Origin of the sequence: Aquimarina algiphila (assembly GCF_007489275.1) — a bacterium.
GTDB classification, from domain to species: domain Bacteria; phylum Bacteroidota; class Bacteroidia; order Flavobacteriales; family Flavobacteriaceae; genus Aquimarina; species Aquimarina algiphila.
This window is the reverse complement of record NZ_VLNR01000009.1, coordinates 22,613-39,224: the sequence shown is the minus strand read 5'-3', so window position 1 is coordinate 39,224 and position 16,612 is coordinate 22,613. Positions and strand designations below refer to the sequence as shown.

The window sequence follows — 16,612 nt, the reverse complement described above, 5'->3', positions numbered from 1 at the left end:
CTTTAGTTCTCTACTTTAAGCTTATCTATTAGAATTTCAATTTTTTCAATACCATCTTTTGTTAATTCTAATATCGAAGTTTTGTTAAGATTGTATTGATCTGGGTGTTCTAATTTTTCTAATACGGGTACTACTTCTTTTGCTTTTATTTGTTTGAACATTGGAAGCATTTTATGAGCAATTTTTGAAATATGATGAATGTCTTTTTTCTTCATTACCATTTTTAATTCTTTAACATTATCAATAGTACTTTCATAAAATGTATCTAAAATGGCGTAGAGTGAATCAGAATCGCCTTGGGCAAAGAGCATGAGGTCACTAAGAGAGTATTCTTCTTCAGAATAACCATTTACAATTGTATTCTGATAGCTTCCAAAATCAACACGAAGCACTTCGCTAATAAGATCAATGAGCTCTGTTGGGGCATACGGTTTACGTAAACTCCCAGAAAATCCAGCTTCCTGATATTCTAAAAAAGAGGTATCTGTTCTTCCGGATAATGCAATCACGGGTAAATTAGTATGGTTTGGGTTGTTTCTTATAGTTTGTAATAACTCAAAACCATCCATCTTAGGCATCTGAATGTCGGTGAGAACAAGATCATAGGAATTGATTTGTAGTAAAGAGTTTGCTTCTATGCCGTTTTTACAGATATCATAAGTTAATCCAGCTAGTGAGGCTACTTCACTTGTTAAGGCCAATTGACTAGGGTCGTCGTCTACAATAAGAACTTTTTTGTTGGTAAAATTTTGTATTTCTGCAATTTCTGGTTCTTCCTCGGGGATTAATAAACCAGAAGTTTTAATCGGAATTGTAAAGATAAATTCACTTCCTTTATTGGGTTCACTATCCAGCTCGATTTTACCTTTAAGAAGTTTTATGATCTTTTTTGTGATAGCTAATCCGAGTCCGAAACCTCCATATCTTTTTTCGGTTGTATCATCACCCTGAGAAAACTCTTCGAATATATGCTGTTGTTGTTCTTTTGTTATTCCTATTCCCGTGTCTTTAACAGAGATAATTAATTGTTTTTCGGATAAACCATTTTCAATGATTTTACTATCAATAGTGATCGAGCCTTGATCAGTAAACTTATAGGCGTTATTGATAAGGTTTGTTAATATCTGTTTAATTCTAAAAGGATCTCCTAAATGTTGTTTTTTTAATTGATCATCAGTGATAATTCTGATATCAAGGTTTTTTTTATCATTTATCGGAAGTACACTCGAAATCGTATTTTCAATTAATTTTTTAGGAGAAAAAGGTAGTTCCTCGATTACCATTCTGCCGGCTTCTAGTTTTGATAAATCCAGAAGATCATTTACCAGATGAAGGATATAGTCTGAAGACTTTTTAAGATGATCCAAATAATGCTTTTGCTTATTGTCAAGCCCGGTTCTTTCTAATAAATCAGAATAACCTATCACAGTATTTAATGGAGAACGAAGATCATGAGTAACCGTATTGATTAAGGATTCTCGGGTTTTAAGCAATGATTCTGTATATGTTTTTTCAGCTTCCAGCTCATTACGATATTTCTGACTTTTAGAAATATCTTTAGTAATTAGAAAGAGAAATATTATTGCAATCAATAAACTTATGGCAGCAATAATTAAAATAATATTAGAGGTTTTATTCAGTAATTTAGCAGATGCTCTTATAAGATCATCATATTGTTTTCTTTCATTACGTTCTATAGCGGCAAGAACATCCCTTAATTGTTTGGTTATGATTTGATCTTTTTTGAGTAAGTTGTTTTCTTTTACAGATATTTTCTGCTTGTCTTTTTTTTCTTTTTTTTCTAATTCTGCAAGAACCTGTTTTACAGATGTGGCTAAAGAATCAACAGTTTGATTGGTTAGAAGTTTAGCGTTGTCTTTTTTTGTATATTCTAAAATATCAATTAATGCCCTTCGGGTTCGAGGGTCATATTGCTTAAATCGTATGTCGTAATCAGTATACCCGCTACCAAAACTTTTATTTATCTTCTCTAATTCATTAATAGCTGTTTCGTATACGCCTTTTTTCTTTCGCTGTTCATAGATCTTGATGAGCTCTTCCAGGTTTTTGTTTTTACTATCAATAAGATATTTTATACTATCTATTTTTCGAGTCTGTAGTGTATCAGATGATATTTGTGAAACTTTATTGATGGTGTAAAGTATAGTGTCTATTTTGTTTTTATACGTTTCAAACTTCTTGGTATCTGAGGTTTGGATTATATTTCTGGTTAAACTTTCTGCTTCATATAGTCCGGTTATAGTTTCGCCTACAAGAAAGAGTTTTTCATTATTGTCATTTTTGATTTTAGTGATTTCAGTATAGTTATTTAATTGTTGATAAATAACCCAAAAAGCAGTTACTGCCAGTACACCAGCAAGAAGGTAGCCTGAAATAATTTTAAAGGTAACTGATCTCTTTGTATTCTTCATATTCTTTTATAACTTCAAAAATGCTCGGGCATTGTTTTACATCAAATAAATTTACGATAAATCAATAAAACACAGTACTTTTGCCGAGAAATCTCAAAAGGGGTGCTTTTTTGGTTTTGAATACAGAATGTTAAGTACACAAGTGTTCATAATTTCAAAAAGGCTGAGATCATACCCAATGAACCTGGGCAGGTAATGCTGCTAAGGGACGATGGAGCAAAAAGGTGCAGTGTATACCTTTTTGTGACGATTAAGAAGGCAAGGTAAGGAAAGTATGATTTTGGTCAAACCTGCTTCAATGATTCGTCAAAAATGTTACTTTATCAAATTAATTTTAAAACAGAATAATAACCCCTTTTATTCGTAACCAGTTTTTACGAATGAAAAATGTATTATTTTATCTCGTCATTTTAATTTTGAGTATTCCATTAAATGCTCAGGAAAAACAAACAGATTCTATTAGTTCTGAGGTTGAAAAGCTAGATGAAGTTTTAGTAAAATCAGTACGTGTAGAAGCAGATTCGCCGATTACACATTCTAATGTGTCCAAAGAAGAATTAGCAACTCGTAATCTAGGGCAGGATATTCCTATTTTATTAAACTATCTACCAGGGGTTGTTACCACTACTGATGCTGGAACCGGAGTTGGATATACTTATATTAGAGTGAGAGGAAGTGACGCCTCCAGGGTTAATGTAACATTAAATGGAATACCGTTTAACGACGCAGAAAGCCAGGGAACTTTCTGGGTAAATCTACCAGATTTTGCATCTTCAATAGAGAATTTACAATTACAAAGAGGAGTAGGAACTTCTACAAATGGTTCGGGAGCTTTTGGAGCTAGTTTAAATTTACTTACCGATGCTGTTTCTGAAGAAGCAAGTGCTGAAATCTCAAACTCTTTTGGATCTTTTGGTACCAGAAGACACAATGTAAAATTTAGTACAGGTTTACTTAATGAGCATATAGAAATTGCAGGTCGTTTATCTGCCATTGCTTCAGATGGTTATGTTGATCGTGCTTCTTCTGATCTCAAATCTTATTTTTTACAAGGGTCATATGTAGATGATGGTACCTTAATTAAAGCAGTTGCATTTGGAGGACATGAGATCACATATCAGTCATGGAACGGAATTGACCAGGCAACTCTTGACAACAATAGGAGATTTAATCCAATTGGTTTTCAATATGATGGAGAAGGAAATCTTCAGGGGTTTTATGAAAATGAAGAAGATAATTATAAACAAGATCATTATCAGTTACACTGGAATCAAAAATATAATAATAATTGGTCAACAAACCTTGGATTGAATTATACTTATGGCCGAGGTTTTTTCGAACAATATGTGGATGAATGGTATTATGCTAATGTTTTATTTTCAGATCAGGCTACTTTAGAATTTTTAGGAGTTGATCCGGTAACGGTAAATGGTCAGGAAATTACAGCTACAGATTATATACGTAGAAGATGGTTAGATAATGATTTTTATGTTATCAATGCTTCTGCAAACTATAAGAATAATTCATTTGATATTGATTTTGGAGTATTTTATAGTCATTATGATGGTGATCATTTTGGTGAAATCATTTGGTCAGAAAATCCTATAGGATTCAATGCGGGGGATAATTATTATTTTGGTAATGGTAAGAAAGATGAGTTTACCATTTTTGGAAAAACTACATATAGAGTTAATGATAAGTGGAGTGCATTTTTAGATCTGCAAGGACGTTTTGTAGGATATGAAACTTCTGGGTTAACATCAGATCGAGTTCCACTAGAAGTAGATGAGCGTTATGACTTCTTTAATCCAAAATTGGGAGCAACTTTTCAACTTAATACAGCTAACCAATTATACGCTTCATACGCTCGAGCCAATAGAGAGCCAAGAAGAAGTGATTTTGAGAATGGAGTTAATACAGCAGAAAGACTTAATGATATCGAATTGGGTTGGAGGCTTAAGGCTAATAAAACAACTGTGAATACCAATATATATTATATGTGGTACAAAGATCAATTGGTGTTAACCGGCGCATTGGATGATGTGGGGGCTCCAATACGTACTACCAGTGGAGAGAGTTATCGTCTGGGGATAGAAATTGATGCGAATATTATAATTTCTGATAAGTTTACAATAAAACCTAATGTGGCGTTAAGTACTAATAAGAATAAAGATTTTATAACATCCAGAGATGGAAGTTTGGTTAATCTGGGAGATACAAATATCTCATATTCACCAGATATCGTAGCGGGAAATATGTTTATTTATCAACCTATAGAAAACCTTCAACTAGGGTTTCTTTCTAAATTTGTTGGAGAACAGTACATGGGAAATATTGATAGCGAAACTTCTAAGTTAGATAGCTTCTTCATAAATGATCTTAATATCGTGTATGAAATTAAAAGTATACCAGTTTTTAAATCTATTGTACTAACAGGATTGGTTAACAATATTTTTGATTCAGAATATGTGTCTAATGGATACTTTTTTACATTTGATGATGATTTTTCTAACCCAGGAACAATTACAACTGTCGAAGGAGCAGGCTATTATCCACAAGCAGGAATCAATTTCTTACTTGGTGCTACATTAAAATTTTAATAAAAACTCAGGTCTAAAAGCAATTTTAAACTTGAGTTTTATTACTTTTATAACTTAAACTTTAGGGGTGTCTTCGTTATGACGAATTCTGAGAAAAACCCTTTGAACCTGATGCGGTTAGTACCGACGAAGGGAAAAGTTAATATCACAGGGTGTATCATGTGATTTTTCTTGTCAAATAGGTAGTCTTACCTAAAGTTTATGGATTTAATCTAAAAAATGATGACCGTAAACGTTAACAATCAAAATCAGTCCATTTCAGAAAATAGTTCTATTTCAGCATTGTTAGAACAATTAGATATTGTTGCTAAAGGAATTGCTATTGCTATCAACAATGAAATTATTTCAAAAGAGAAATGGAATGAAATACAAGTACAAAAAGAAGATCAGGTAACTATTATCAAGGCTACACAAGGGGGATAGAAATTCTTTTAGAAAACTAATGATTTATCCTATTCGAAGCTATTAATTATTCATGCAAAATATTATAAAATGAAGAAAAAAGATACTGCACCACAAGAAAAAGTAATTTCTACAACACCATTTCCAAATTCTAAAAAGATATATGTATCAGGAAATATCCACCCACAAATCAATGTGGCTATGCGAGAGATTTCTTTGGATGATACTACAGATAGTTTTACGGGTAAAAAAACACCTAATCCTGCAGTAACGGTGTATGATACCAGTGGCCCTTATACCGATCCTTCAAAAGAGATTAATGTGCATGATGGTATAGAACCCATACGCGAACAATGGGTTTTGGATAGAGGTGACGTCGAGGAGTTGAGTGGTTTTTCTTCAGAGTATTGTAACCAAAGGCTTAATGATTCTAGTTTAGATCACTTAAGATTTAATCATTTACGTAAACCAAAGAGAGCAAAGCAAGGAAAGAATGTTTCACAGATGTATTATGCAAAGCAAGGCATTATAACTCCAGAAATGGAATATGTTGCAATTCGTGAAAATCAAAAAATACAAGAAGTTAAGCGTCTCTCCAAACAACATCCAGGACAAGATTTTGGAGCTAGTATTCCAGAGGTAATAACTGCAGAATTTGTAAGAGAAGAGGTGGCAAGAGGTAGAGCTGTAATACCATCTAATATAAATCACCCAGAAAGTGAACCTATGATTTTAGGGAGAAACTTTTTGGTTAAAATAAATGCTAATATCGGTAACTCTGCGACCACTTCTAGTATTGAAGAAGAAGTAGAAAAAGCAGTTTGGGCATGTAGATGGGGAGCAGATAATATTATGGATCTTTCTACGGGTAAAAATATTCATGAAACTCGCGAATGGATTATTCGTAACTCTCCTGTTCCAATTGGGACTGTTCCTATTTACCAGGCATTAGAAAAAGTAAATGGTAAAGCCGAAGATCTTACCTGGGAAATTTTTAAAGATACATTGATTGAGCAGGCAGAGCAGGGTGTGGATTATTTTACGATTCATGCAGGAGTACGTCTGGCGTATGTACCGATGACTGCAAAGCGCATTACCGGGATTGTTTCTCGTGGAGGATCAATAATGGCCAAATGGTGTTTGGCACATCATAAAGAAAGTTTCTTATACACACATTTCGAAGAAATATGCGAAATCATGAAAGCCTATGATGTTGCTTTCTCTCTTGGAGATGGATTACGACCAGGTTGTATCGCAGATGCTAATGATGAAGCACAGTTTGCAGAATTAGAAACGCTTGGTGAATTAACCAAAATAGCATGGAAACATGATGTGCAAACCTTTATAGAAGGACCTGGTCACGTACCAATGCATATGATTAAAGCGAATATGGATAAGCAGCTGGAAGCTTGTGGGGAAGCTCCTTTTTATACATTAGGACCATTAACTACAGACATTGCTCCAGGTTATGATCATATTACCTCGGGAATCGGGGCTGCAATGATTGGGTGGTATGGTACTGCTATGTTATGCTATGTAACACCAAAAGAGCACCTTGGATTACCAAACAAAGAAGATGTACGAGTTGGAGTAATTACATATAAATTGGCAGCACATGCTGCAGATTTGGCCAAAGGACATCCGGGAGCACAACATAGAGATGATGCATTAAGTAAAGCCCGTTTTGAATTCCGTTGGGAAGATCAGTTTAACTTAGCCTTGGACCCAGAAAGAGCAAGAGAATATCACGATGAAACTTTACCAGCAGAAGGTGCAAAAATAGCTCATTTCTGTAGTATGTGTGGTCCAAAATTCTGTTCTATGAAGATATCTCAGGAAGTAAGAGAATATGCTGCCAAGAAGGAAATAGATGACCAAAAAGCACTGGAAGCAGGAATGCAAGAAAAAGCAGAAGAATTTAAAGAAAAAGGAAGCGAAGTATACTTATAAATAGGTTGTAGGTTTGAGGGGTGTGGTTGTGAGATTGTCACACTGAGCTTGTCGAAGTGTATCCTATCTCGCCTCTCAAACTTCCTTCTTTAAGTTTGAAATTATGATAATAGTACTAACCTCAGAGCGAGAATTAGAAAATGAAGCCGAATCCATTAATTTGTTGTTTCAGAATGGTCTGGAAGTGCTCCATTATAGAAAGCCAACCTTTGATATAGAAGGGTATAGAGCACTACTTCGTAAAATTGATTCCAAGTATTATAATCGTATTATGATACATCAGTTTCATGAGCTATGTGAGGAGTTTAAACTAAGAGGGATTCATATTCAAGAACAACCGAGATTAGATTTAGATGAAAAATTGGAAGAATATGTCAATGGTTATAAAGCAAATAACTTTAAAGTGAGTAGTTCTTTTCATGCTAAAGATGATATCAAAAATTGCAGTATTGATTTCGAATATGTGTTATTGAGTCCCGTTTTTAGTTCAATTTCTAAAGAAGGTTATAAGGGAAAAGGATTTGATGTCACAGATCTGGATGAATTCGTTGTGGGCATGGGAGGTATTAATGACGAGACGTTGCAGGCAACATTTGATCTTGGATTCAAAGGAGTTGGTGTTTTAGGAGGTATTTGGAATACGAAAGATCCAATAGCTAGTTTTTTGAGAATAAAAGAAGCACATTCTAAAGTAATAAAGGATACCTAGATATGAAGAATAGACCATATATCCTTACTATTGCAGGTTTTGATCCATCTGGAGGAGCTGGACTTGTAGCAGACGTTAAAACTATTGAAGCGATAAAAGGATATGGTTTGGCTGTGTGTACTGCAAATACGATTCAGAATGATATTGAACTGAAAACATGTTACTGGGTAGATGTTGAAGTGATTAAGCATCAAATTGAAATACTTTTTGATCGATTTACTATAGAATTTGTAAAGATTGGAATTGTTCAAAACTGGAAGGTATTGAATGAGATCATTGATGTTCTGATAGAAAAAAATAAAAAGATCAAAATCGTATTGGATCCGATATTAAAGTCAAGTTCAGATTTTGATTTTCATAAATCAAACAATGATTCTAGTGATCTGGATGTAAAACAAAATAATTTTGAACAGATATTAGAAAAAATCTATCTGCTAACACCAAACTATCAGGAAATAGAAAAGTTATATACAGATAAAACTATTGAAGAAACAATAGTGCATATTAGTAATAAAACAAATCTATTTTTAAAAGGAGGTCATCGAGAAGAAAATGTAGGTAAAGATGAATTATATACCAGAAAAGGAAAACGTTTTACTCTTAACGCTAAAGAACAGAATGTATCAGAAAAACATGGAAGTGGTTGTGTTCTTTCTTCAGCAGTAACAACATATTTAGGATTAGGTTTTCCATTATTAAAAGCTTGTTTTAGAGCAAAAAGATATACAGAAAAAGTATTGAGTTCAAATGACACTTTGTTGGGATATCATAGAGTTTAGAAATTGAAATTATGAAAGAGGTTAATTTACAATATATATCCCAAGGAAAAACACCTCAAGAGCACCTTGAGAATATAGAAGAAGTTTGTGTTGCAGGATGTAAATGGGTGCAATTTCGCCTTAAGGATGAGGATATGGCTACGTATTTACATACTGCATTAAAAGCTAGAGATATATGTGATCAATATGGTTCTATTTTGATTATTAATGATAATGTAGGTGTTGCTAAAGCAGCTATGGCTGATGGAATTCATCTGGGTTTAAATGATATGAACCCTCGAGAAGCTAGAAAAATTCTTGGAGATAATTTTATTATTGGAGGAACAGCAAATACAGTAGCTGATTGTATGCAGCATATACAGTATGGAGTTGATTATATTGGTTTAGGCCCATTTAGATATACAACCACCAAAAAGAAATTAAGCCCTGTACTGGGATCTGAGGGATACAAGGCTATTTTAAAAGAAGTTAGTAAAAACTCTAAAATACCGATTGTAGCTATAGGAGGAATTGTCGAAAAAGATATATCAGATATTATAAAGACCGGGGTTTCTGGGATTGCCGTTTCAGGAATGTTAACAAATCAAGAGGATCTGGAAAAAAAGATTCAAAACATAAAAATACAAATTGCTAAATAATGGATGTATTAAGAATTGCCGATAAAGAATTTTCGTCTAGATTATTTACAGGAACGGGAAAATTTAGCGCAGCCCGAGTAATGCGTAAAGCTTTGCTTGCCGCAGAAAGTGAACTGATTACTGTGGCATTAAAACGTGTAGATGTTAATGATAAAAATGATGATATATTAAACCATCTGGATCATCCTAGAATTAATCTATTGCCTAATACATCTGGAGTTAGAGATGCTAAGGAAGCTATTTTTGCAGCGCAATTGGCAAGAGAAGCTTTAGAAACTAATTGGATAAAATTAGAGATTCATCCAGATCCAAGATATCTATTACCAGACCCAATAGAAACCCTAAAAGCAGCTTCAGAATTGGTGAAACTTGGATTTGTAGTGATGCCATATATTCATGCAGATCCTGTATTGTGTAAACGATTAGAAGAAGTAGGAACACAGTGTGTTATGCCCTTGGGAGCCCCTATAGGTAGTAATAAAGGGTTGAAAACACTAGAATTTTTAGAGATTATAATTGACCAAAGCAATGTTCCTGTAATTGTAGATGCGGGTATTGGAAGTCCATCTCATGCTACATTGGCTATGGAAATAGGAGCAGATGCTGTATTGGTTAATACTGCTATTGCAGTATCTCAACAACCAATAACCATGGCAGAAGCATTTAAAATGGCTGTACAATCCGGACGTATGGCATATAATGCAAAATTGGCACCAGTTAGTCACAAGGCAGAAGCAAGTAGTCCGTTAACTAGTTTTTTAAATGAATAGTTTTAAAAATATATACAATCAATACGATTGGGATACATTACTATCTGGGATTTTGTCTAAAACAGAAGATGATGTAATTCATGCACTGGGAAAAGACAAAAGGGATCTCGAGGATTTTAAAGCGCTAATCTCTCCTGCCGCAAAGCCATATTTAGAACGTATGGCACAAATGAGTAAAGTAATTACTAAAAAAAGATTTGGAAATACTATTCAAATGTATGCGCCAATGTATTTAAGTAATGAATGTCAGAATATCTGTACATATTGCGGATTTAGTATGACCAATAAAATCCCTAGGAGAACATTGACAGATGAGGAAATCCTAAAAGAAGTGGATTTTTTAAAATCTAAAGGATATGATCATATTCTTTTGGTTACAGGAGAGGCTAATAGGACGGTTGGAGTTGATTACATTGATAATGCAATACAATTGATAAGATCAAAATTTGCAAATATTACAATAGAAATACAGCCATTAGATCAACCAGATTATGAACAGCTTATCGATAGTGGCCTATATGCAGTATTAGTATATCAGGAAACATATCATAGAGGAGAATATAAAAAACATCATCCAAAGGGAAAAAAATCTAATTTTGATTATCGATTAGAAACTCCCGATCGATTGGGACGTGCCGGAGTTCACAAAATAGGTCTGGGGGCACTTTTTGGATTAGAAGACTGGAGAGCAGACAGTTTTTTTACGGCATTACATCTTAACTATTTGCAGAAAGTGTATTGGAAAACAAAATATTCAATATCATTCCCAAGGTTAAGACCATTTAGTGGCGGAATAGAGCCTAAGGTAGAAATGACAGATGCAGATCTGGTTCAACTTATATGTGCTTTTCGATTATTAGATGAAGATTTAGAGTTGTCTATGTCGACTCGTGAAAGCGAAGTGTTTAGAGAAAATATTGTTAATTTGGGTATCACTTCAATAAGTGCAGAATCCAAAACTAATCCAGGAGGGTATGCGGTAGCACCACAATCTTTAGAACAGTTCGAGATTTCTGATGAGCGTTCAACAGAAGATGTTGTTAAAATGTTAAAAAGTAAAGGATTAGATGTGGTCTGGAAAGATTGGGCTCATAATTGGCAATAACATCTTTCTTAGAATCATAAAAACATGTTTTCAGTGCGATTTAGGTGTATCTAATTGGTTATAAATAAGGTGTTTCCGTCTCTTCGTATATTGTATCGTCTTAATCCAAATTGACCTTCTCCAGAAGTTTGCTGTCCTGTTACGATATTATAACTATTTCCATCATCACATTCACATGTAGAAGTAATTCCTTCAACGGTTTGAGTAGAACAGTCATTAGGAGAGTGATTAGGGTCACTAAGCTCAAAAGCACTATACTGTGAGTCATCAATATTATAAATTATAATCCCTTTTATACTCCCATTTTCAGTTCTGTCAATAAGATGATTCCCAGGGAATTTAAGAGGATTGAATTGAGGAAGATTAAGGTTAATCTGATAGTTGATACTAGATGGAGGTAAAAATTGATTGTTATCACTTCGATCATCACTGCTGCAAGATAGAATCAAAAAAATTTGTAATAAAAATATGCTGTTTTTCATGTATTTTTTCATTGTTTTAGAGGTCACATATACTCTTAAACGATTAAAATAATCATTCCTTTTCATAACACTATTAATGTATTGCCAAATTACGTAAATTTGTAGTCTTCAGTAAATTTTTTGTTATCTTTGAATAACAAATCCCATTCCTATGGGATTTTTTGTATTTATATAAACGATGAAGTTATGAGCAAAGTATCTTATTATACTGCAGAGGGGCTAAAAAAATTAAGAGATGAACTAAATCAACTCAAAGATATAGAACGTCCAAAAGCTTCTCAGGCAATCGCTGAGGCACGTGATAAAGGAGATTTAAGTGAGAATGCCGAATATGATGCGGCTAAAGAAGCACAAGGATTATTAGAGTTAAGAATTTCTAAATTAGAAGAAACTCTTGCTAATGCCCGTTTAATCGATGAATCCCAATTGGACACATCCAAAGCACTTATACATTCTACTGTAAAAATCAAAAACCAAACTAATGGTGCCGAAATGACTTATAAATTAGTGGCGCAAAGCGAAGCAGATCTTAAAACAGGAAAAATATCTGTAGATTCTCCTATTGGTAAAGGTCTTTTGGGAAAAAGTGTAGGCGAAATAGCCGAAATACAAGTTCCCAATGGAATTATGAAATTTGACGTTGTAAAGATTACGAGAGAATAAATAATAATATTTTTTTAAACAAACTAAAAGCCTTCTTTAATTTTTTAAAAAAGGCTTTTTTATGGGTTTAATTTAAAGATAAATAAACTATATTACCAATCCGTAAACCAACTAAAATTTTAAGAATGCCTACCCTGTTTACAAAAATTGTAAATGGCGAGATTCCGTCGCACCTAATTACCCAAGACGAGAATTTTTACGCCTTTTTGGATATTAATCCTAATGCAAGAGGACATACGCTTTGTATTCCTAAAAAAGAAGAAGATAAAATTTTTGACCTTGAGGAAGATATGTATCTGGAATTGATGCGTTTTTCTCGCAAAGTAGCCAAAGCTATAGAGAAAACAGTTTCCTGTAAACGTGTGGGAATTGCTGTTGTAGGGTTAGAAGTGCCTCATGTGCATGTACATCTTATTCCGATAAATGAAATGAAAGAAATGACTTTTCAACATAAAATATCAATGTCAGATTCTGATTTTCAATCATTAGCAGCAGAGATTCAATCGAATATGTAACTTTATGCAGGATTCTGATTTTAAATTATCCTTGAAGCTTCGAATTGACTGGAGTGAAATGGATACTTACCAACACGTGAATAATGTTAATTTTATGAAATACATGCAAAGTGCACGTGTTCAGTTTTGGGAAGTTACAGGATTAGGGAAAATGTATGCTGATACTAAAAAAGGTCCTATGTTGGTGTCTACAAAGTGTGATTTTAAACACCCTTTATTTTTTCCGGGAAATGTGCTCATCAAGACCAAGGTAGAATTTATTAAGAACTCTAGTTTTGGATTATACCATAGATTATATAACGATGACGGTGTTTTATGTGCAGAAGGTCATGATGTGGCGGTCTGCTTTGATTTTAATATAGATAAGACATTTAATATTAACGATGAACTCCGAAAAATAATGGAATCCTATTAGTCTAAGTTGCTAATCCTAGAAGATCTGGATTAGATATATAGATGTATCCAAAAACAATGAAAATCAAGACTAAAAGTAATAGGATATAAAACAAACTTGTAAAACGTATAGATGGAGATTTACGAGTAATGGTTTTTTTATGATAATCATAGACACGTTCTATGTCAATAGTCCATTGCCCTGGAAAAATTTTGTTTTCACATTTATTACATTCTATACTTTCAATAATATTGCCTTTTGTTTTTACCAGGAGTTTTGATTTTATTCTTTTTTGTTTAAAAGAAAGTATCATGCCATCTGTTGAATAACATTCTGGACAATTGTTATTAAGTGTTGCCTCTTTTAATGTAATATACTCTGTTTTCACTTTTGTTAAGATTTGGTGTTTAAAACTGGTATATTCTATAACGTTGCGAAAAAAATATTGTTATACTGAGACTCCGGATTTACGAAGTGTGATCTGAAAAGTAGTGCCTTTTCCAATATCAGATTTTAGCACTTTTATTCTTCCTAAGTGATATTCTTCTATAATTCTTTTTGATAAGGATAAACCTAATCCCCACCCTCTGCTTTTAGAAGTATAACCAGGTTCGAAAATTTTAGTGAATTTACTTTTTGATAATCCTTTTCCTGTATCTTTTATTCTAATAAAAACTCGTTTTGCATCATCTGTAAGATCTATTTTAAGATCTCCTTTTCCTCTCATTGCATCGATAGCGTTTTTTACAAGGTTTTCAATAGTCCAGCTATATAATTGAGAATTTAAAGATACAGTGATGGGCTTTTCGGGTAAGTGAAGGGAAAAATTAATCAATTTAGAACTTCTGGATTGAAGATAAGTATAAGCATTTCGAGTTTCTTCTACAATATCAACATCTTCAAGGTTAGGAACAGAACCAATTTTAGAAAAACGTTCTGTAATAACTTTTAATCGCTCAATATCCTTTTCGATCTCTACAATATATTCTGGGTTTACGTTTTCGGTCTTAAGAATCTCATTCCATCCTACTAGTGAGGACAGTGGTGTTCCGATTTGGTGTGCGGTTTCCTTTGCCATACCAGCCCATAATTTGTTCTGTTCACTAGCTTTAGAAGTGGTAAAAAAGAAATAAATTACTCCAATGAGTAAAAATATAATTATTGCGATAGTCATCGGATAATATTTTAACTTATTTAAAATATCCGAATTTCCATAGTAAATGTATTGAACGGTGTCTTTAAGATCTAGCTCAATAGGATCATTTTCTGATTTTAATTTTTTTAAAAAAGATTGAAGCCTACTCTCACTGTTTGTTACATTCTCAGATAAGTTTTGAAAATAACTGGGATCTGGTTTTCCTAAAGAATCTCTAACAAAATCCCCTTTGGAGTCAGTAATAATTATAGGGATAGATTTATTGGTAGCTCCAATGATAATAGAGAGCTCAAGGTAATCGTCTGATTGCTCGCTATTTAAAGCCTTTTGCGATTGCGCCCATATCTGAACCTTAGTTCTTTCATCATCTTTAAGACGCTGCATAAATAATGATGTGTTCCATAAAACAAGGCCAGTTATAAGTAAAACAGCTATAATGATAAAATAGCTTGAAAAATTACGCTCATCAGAAAAATTCATATAGACTTGTTAACTAAATCTTAAATATAAACGTTTTAAAACGTTTTTATTGTTTATAAAAAGGGATTACTAAAACCAATTTGAATAGCAAATCAAAGACTAAACTTTGGTTATCTTTGTTCAATATAAAACAAATTATGGTTACAATCGATCCATCACAGGTCTCTACAGGAAAATTACATGGTTTACTACTTGGAGCTATTGGTCCAAGACCTATTGCTTTTGCTAGTACCATTGATGAAAATGGAAGGGCTAATTTATCTCCATTTAGTTTCTTTAATGTATTTAGTGCAAATCCCCCAATCCTTATTTTTTCTCCAGCCAGAAGGGTTAGAGATAATACGACGAAACATACGTTAGAGAATGCAAAATTAACAGGTGAAGTAGTAATTAATATAGTAAACTATGATATTGTGCAACAAATGTCATTATCTAGTACAGAATATGCTGAGGATATAAATGAATTTATAAAATCAGGACTTACGATGATAGATTCAGAGAAAGTTAAGGCCTATCGCGTTGGAGAATCTCCGGTACAGTTCGAATGTAAAGTAAATCAGATTGTGCCTATGGGAGAAGAAGGAGGCGCAGGAAACCTAATTATTTGTGAAGTTTTGCTTATGCATATTAATGAAGAAGTGCTTGATAAAGAGAATAAAATTGATCAGCACAAGATTGATCTTGTGGCACGTATGGGAGGTAATTGGTATTCTAGAGCCAATATGGGAATGTTTGAAGTGCCAAAACCATTAAGTTCAATAGGAATTGGAGTTGATTCTTTACCAGAAGAAGTGATAAGAAGTGATATTTTTACAGGAAATGATCTGGGGAAGCTTGCTAATGTTGCAAAAATCCCAGAAAAAATAGCTGCTTTGGAGTTTGTTAATAAACATAATGATATTAAGGATAAAATTCAGCAGGCTAACCTAATAGAAATTCATAAATTTGTAAAGCAGTATTTGGATCAAGATGATATAGATACAGCATGGAACATTTTAGCAGCAAAATAATAATAACAGTAAGATGGAAGTACAAGGTAAAGTAAAGATGATCGGTGAGACACAAACCTTTGGGAGCAACGGTTTTAGAAAGAGAGAAATTGTAGTTACAACTGAAGAGCAATACCCACAACACATTATGGTAGAGTTTGTTCAGGATAAATGTGACTTATTAAACACGTTTCAGGTAGGTCAGGATGTAAAAATAAGTATTAATTTAAGAGGTCGTGAATGGGTGAATCCTCAAGGAGAGACTAAATATTTTAATTCTATCCAGGGATGGAGAATCGAAAACTTGCAACCTGCAGCTCAAAACGCTTCTGCTCCTCCAGTTCCACCAGCAGATACTTTTGAACCAGCAACAGATTTTTCTAGTGAAGAACATGATGATTTACCGTTCTAAATGAATCTCTAAATACAAGAATAAGGTAATAAAAGAAAAAAGTCCGATATTTATGATATCGGACTTTTCGTTATTGTGGTTTTAGGTTAACCTTTTAATAAAACTCAAAAAAGCAATGATGAACAAAATTTATCTT

The 16,612-nt window shown here is 33.3% G+C and carries 17 protein-coding genes and 1 riboswitch; of the genes, 13 read left to right on the top strand and 4 right to left on the bottom strand.

Annotated features, from left to right (window positions below; translation table 11 throughout):
- Positions 1-2 precede the first annotated feature (2 nt).
- The gene (locus tag FOF46_RS05950) at positions 3-2,432 is read right to left on the bottom strand and encodes an ATP-binding protein (protein WP_143915819.1); all 2,430 of its coding nucleotides are present in this window, start codon (positions 2,430-2,432) and stop codon (positions 3-5) included.
- Positions 2,433-2,812: 380 nt separating this feature from the next.
- On the opposite strand from FOF46_RS05950, the gene FOF46_RS05945 reads away from it, so the two are divergent.
- The 8 genes from FOF46_RS05945 (at position 2,813) to thiH (ending at position 11,385) form a co-directional block, all read left to right on the top strand.
- Positions 2,813-5,032 carry a TonB-dependent receptor gene (locus FOF46_RS05945; RefSeq protein WP_143915818.1) on the top strand — a complete coding sequence of 740 codons (2,220 nt, stop codon included), beginning with the start codon at positions 2,813-2,815 and terminating at the stop codon, positions 5,030-5,032.
- A 53-nt stretch (positions 5,033-5,085) separates the two neighbouring features.
- Positions 5,086-5,184, top strand: a riboswitch (TPP riboswitch).
- A 70-nt stretch (positions 5,185-5,254) separates the two neighbouring features.
- Positions 5,255-5,455, top strand: coding sequence for a sulfur carrier protein ThiS (thiS, locus tag FOF46_RS05940; RefSeq protein WP_244299578.1), 201 nt, complete (start codon positions 5,255-5,257; stop codon positions 5,453-5,455).
- Between the two features lie 69 nt (positions 5,456-5,524).
- Positions 5,525-7,384 carry a phosphomethylpyrimidine synthase ThiC gene (gene thiC, locus FOF46_RS05935; protein WP_109434411.1) on the top strand — a complete coding sequence of 620 codons (1,860 nt, stop codon included), beginning with the start codon at positions 5,525-5,527 and terminating at the stop codon, positions 7,382-7,384.
- Between the two features lie 103 nt (positions 7,385-7,487).
- The gene (locus tag FOF46_RS05930) at positions 7,488-8,093 is read left to right on the top strand and encodes a thiamine phosphate synthase (RefSeq protein ID WP_143915817.1); all 606 of its coding nucleotides are present in this window, start codon (positions 7,488-7,490) and stop codon (positions 8,091-8,093) included.
- 2 nt (positions 8,094-8,095) lie between these two features.
- Positions 8,096-8,872: a hydroxymethylpyrimidine/phosphomethylpyrimidine kinase gene (locus FOF46_RS05925; RefSeq protein ID WP_143915816.1), complete on the top strand. Its 777-nt coding sequence runs from the start codon at positions 8,096-8,098 to the stop codon at positions 8,870-8,872.
- Positions 8,873-8,883: 11 nt separating this feature from the next.
- The gene (locus FOF46_RS05920; protein ID WP_143915815.1) at positions 8,884-9,510 is read left to right on the top strand and encodes a thiamine phosphate synthase; all 627 of its coding nucleotides are present in this window, start codon (positions 8,884-8,886) and stop codon (positions 9,508-9,510) included.
- Complete coding sequence (locus FOF46_RS05915) at positions 9,510-10,280, top strand: thiazole synthase (protein WP_208746756.1); 771 nt, start codon at positions 9,510-9,512, stop codon at positions 10,278-10,280. The genes FOF46_RS05920 and FOF46_RS05915 overlap by 1 nt, the downstream gene beginning before the upstream one ends.
- Positions 10,273-11,385 (top strand): 2-iminoacetate synthase ThiH, encoded by a 1,113-nt coding sequence (gene thiH, locus FOF46_RS05910; protein ID WP_143915813.1) that lies wholly within the window; start codon positions 10,273-10,275, stop codon positions 11,383-11,385. Before FOF46_RS05915 ends, thiH begins: the two co-directional genes overlap by 8 nt.
- A gap of 50 nt (positions 11,386-11,435) precedes the next feature.
- Here the strand turns inward: thiH and FOF46_RS05905 are convergent, their stop codons facing one another.
- Positions 11,436-11,867, bottom strand: coding sequence for a Rieske (2Fe-2S) protein (locus FOF46_RS05905; RefSeq protein WP_235010896.1), 432 nt, complete (start codon positions 11,865-11,867; stop codon positions 11,436-11,438).
- 186 nt (positions 11,868-12,053) lie between these two features.
- On the opposite strand from FOF46_RS05905, the gene greA reads away from it, so the two are divergent.
- The 3 genes from greA to FOF46_RS05890 all read left to right on the top strand — a co-directional run bounded on the left by greA (position 12,054) and on the right by FOF46_RS05890 (position 13,460).
- The gene (greA, locus tag FOF46_RS05900) at positions 12,054-12,530 is read left to right on the top strand and encodes a transcription elongation factor GreA (RefSeq protein ID WP_143915812.1); all 477 of its coding nucleotides are present in this window, start codon (positions 12,054-12,056) and stop codon (positions 12,528-12,530) included.
- 125 nt (positions 12,531-12,655) lie between these two features.
- Complete coding sequence (locus tag FOF46_RS05895; protein WP_109434403.1) at positions 12,656-13,045, top strand: HIT family protein; 390 nt, start codon at positions 12,656-12,658, stop codon at positions 13,043-13,045.
- 4 nt (positions 13,046-13,049) lie between these two features.
- On the top strand, positions 13,050-13,460 hold the full coding sequence (locus FOF46_RS05890; RefSeq protein WP_109434402.1) for an acyl-CoA thioesterase: 411 nt from the start codon (positions 13,050-13,052) through the stop codon (positions 13,458-13,460).
- Position 13,461: 1 nt separating this feature from the next.
- Here the strand turns inward: FOF46_RS05890 and FOF46_RS05885 are convergent, their stop codons facing one another.
- Entirely contained in the window at positions 13,462-13,827 is a 366-nt protein-coding gene (locus tag FOF46_RS05885) for a hypothetical protein (RefSeq protein ID WP_109434401.1), read from the bottom strand.
- Positions 13,828-13,887: 60 nt separating this feature from the next.
- Complete coding sequence (locus FOF46_RS05880; protein ID WP_109434400.1) at positions 13,888-15,075, bottom strand: sensor histidine kinase; 1,188 nt, start codon at positions 15,073-15,075, stop codon at positions 13,888-13,890.
- 137 nt (positions 15,076-15,212) lie between these two features.
- On the opposite strand from FOF46_RS05880, the gene FOF46_RS05875 reads away from it, so the two are divergent.
- Together FOF46_RS05875 and FOF46_RS05870 are read left to right on the top strand one after the other, a co-directional pair.
- The gene (locus FOF46_RS05875) at positions 15,213-16,085 is read left to right on the top strand and encodes a flavin reductase family protein (protein ID WP_143915811.1); all 873 of its coding nucleotides are present in this window, start codon (positions 15,213-15,215) and stop codon (positions 16,083-16,085) included.
- Between the two features lie 13 nt (positions 16,086-16,098).
- A complete protein-coding gene (locus FOF46_RS05870) occupies positions 16,099-16,476 on the top strand; it encodes a DUF3127 domain-containing protein (RefSeq protein WP_109434398.1) in 378 nt (125 codons plus the stop codon).
- Positions 16,477-16,612 lie beyond the last annotated feature (136 nt).

Excerpts from the sequence above, each read along its gene's own strand:
- FOF46_RS05950 (WP_143915819.1), bottom strand. The coding sequence starts at position 2,432 with ATGAAGAATACAAAGAGATCAGTTACCTTTAAAATTATTTCAGGCTAC.
- FOF46_RS05945 (WP_143915818.1), top strand. The coding sequence starts at position 2,813 with ATGAAAAATGTATTATTTTATCTCGTCATTTTAATTTTGAGTATTCCA.
- thiS (WP_244299578.1), top strand. The coding sequence starts at position 5,255 with ATGACCGTAAACGTTAACAATCAAAATCAGTCCATTTCAGAAAATAGT.
- thiC (WP_109434411.1), top strand. The coding sequence starts at position 5,525 with ATGAAGAAAAAAGATACTGCACCACAAGAAAAAGTAATTTCTACAACA.
- FOF46_RS05930 (WP_143915817.1), top strand. The coding sequence starts at position 7,488 with ATGATAATAGTACTAACCTCAGAGCGAGAATTAGAAAATGAAGCCGAA.
- FOF46_RS05925 (WP_143915816.1), top strand. The coding sequence starts at position 8,096 with ATGAAGAATAGACCATATATCCTTACTATTGCAGGTTTTGATCCATCT.
- FOF46_RS05920 (WP_143915815.1), top strand. The coding sequence starts at position 8,884 with ATGAAAGAGGTTAATTTACAATATATATCCCAAGGAAAAACACCTCAA.
- FOF46_RS05915 (WP_208746756.1), top strand. The coding sequence starts at position 9,510 with ATGGATGTATTAAGAATTGCCGATAAAGAATTTTCGTCTAGATTATTT.
- thiH (WP_143915813.1), top strand. The coding sequence starts at position 10,273 with ATGAATAGTTTTAAAAATATATACAATCAATACGATTGGGATACATTA.
- FOF46_RS05905 (WP_235010896.1), bottom strand. The coding sequence starts at position 11,867 with ATGAAAAACAGCATATTTTTATTACAAATTTTTTTGATTCTATCTTGC.
- greA (WP_143915812.1), top strand. The coding sequence starts at position 12,054 with ATGAGCAAAGTATCTTATTATACTGCAGAGGGGCTAAAAAAATTAAGA.
- FOF46_RS05895 (WP_109434403.1), top strand. The coding sequence starts at position 12,656 with ATGCCTACCCTGTTTACAAAAATTGTAAATGGCGAGATTCCGTCGCAC.
- FOF46_RS05890 (WP_109434402.1), top strand. The coding sequence starts at position 13,050 with ATGCAGGATTCTGATTTTAAATTATCCTTGAAGCTTCGAATTGACTGG.
- FOF46_RS05880 (WP_109434400.1), bottom strand. The coding sequence starts at position 15,075 with ATGAATTTTTCTGATGAGCGTAATTTTTCAAGCTATTTTATCATTATA.
- FOF46_RS05875 (WP_143915811.1), top strand. The coding sequence starts at position 15,213 with ATGGTTACAATCGATCCATCACAGGTCTCTACAGGAAAATTACATGGT.
- FOF46_RS05870 (WP_109434398.1), top strand. The coding sequence starts at position 16,099 with ATGGAAGTACAAGGTAAAGTAAAGATGATCGGTGAGACACAAACCTTT.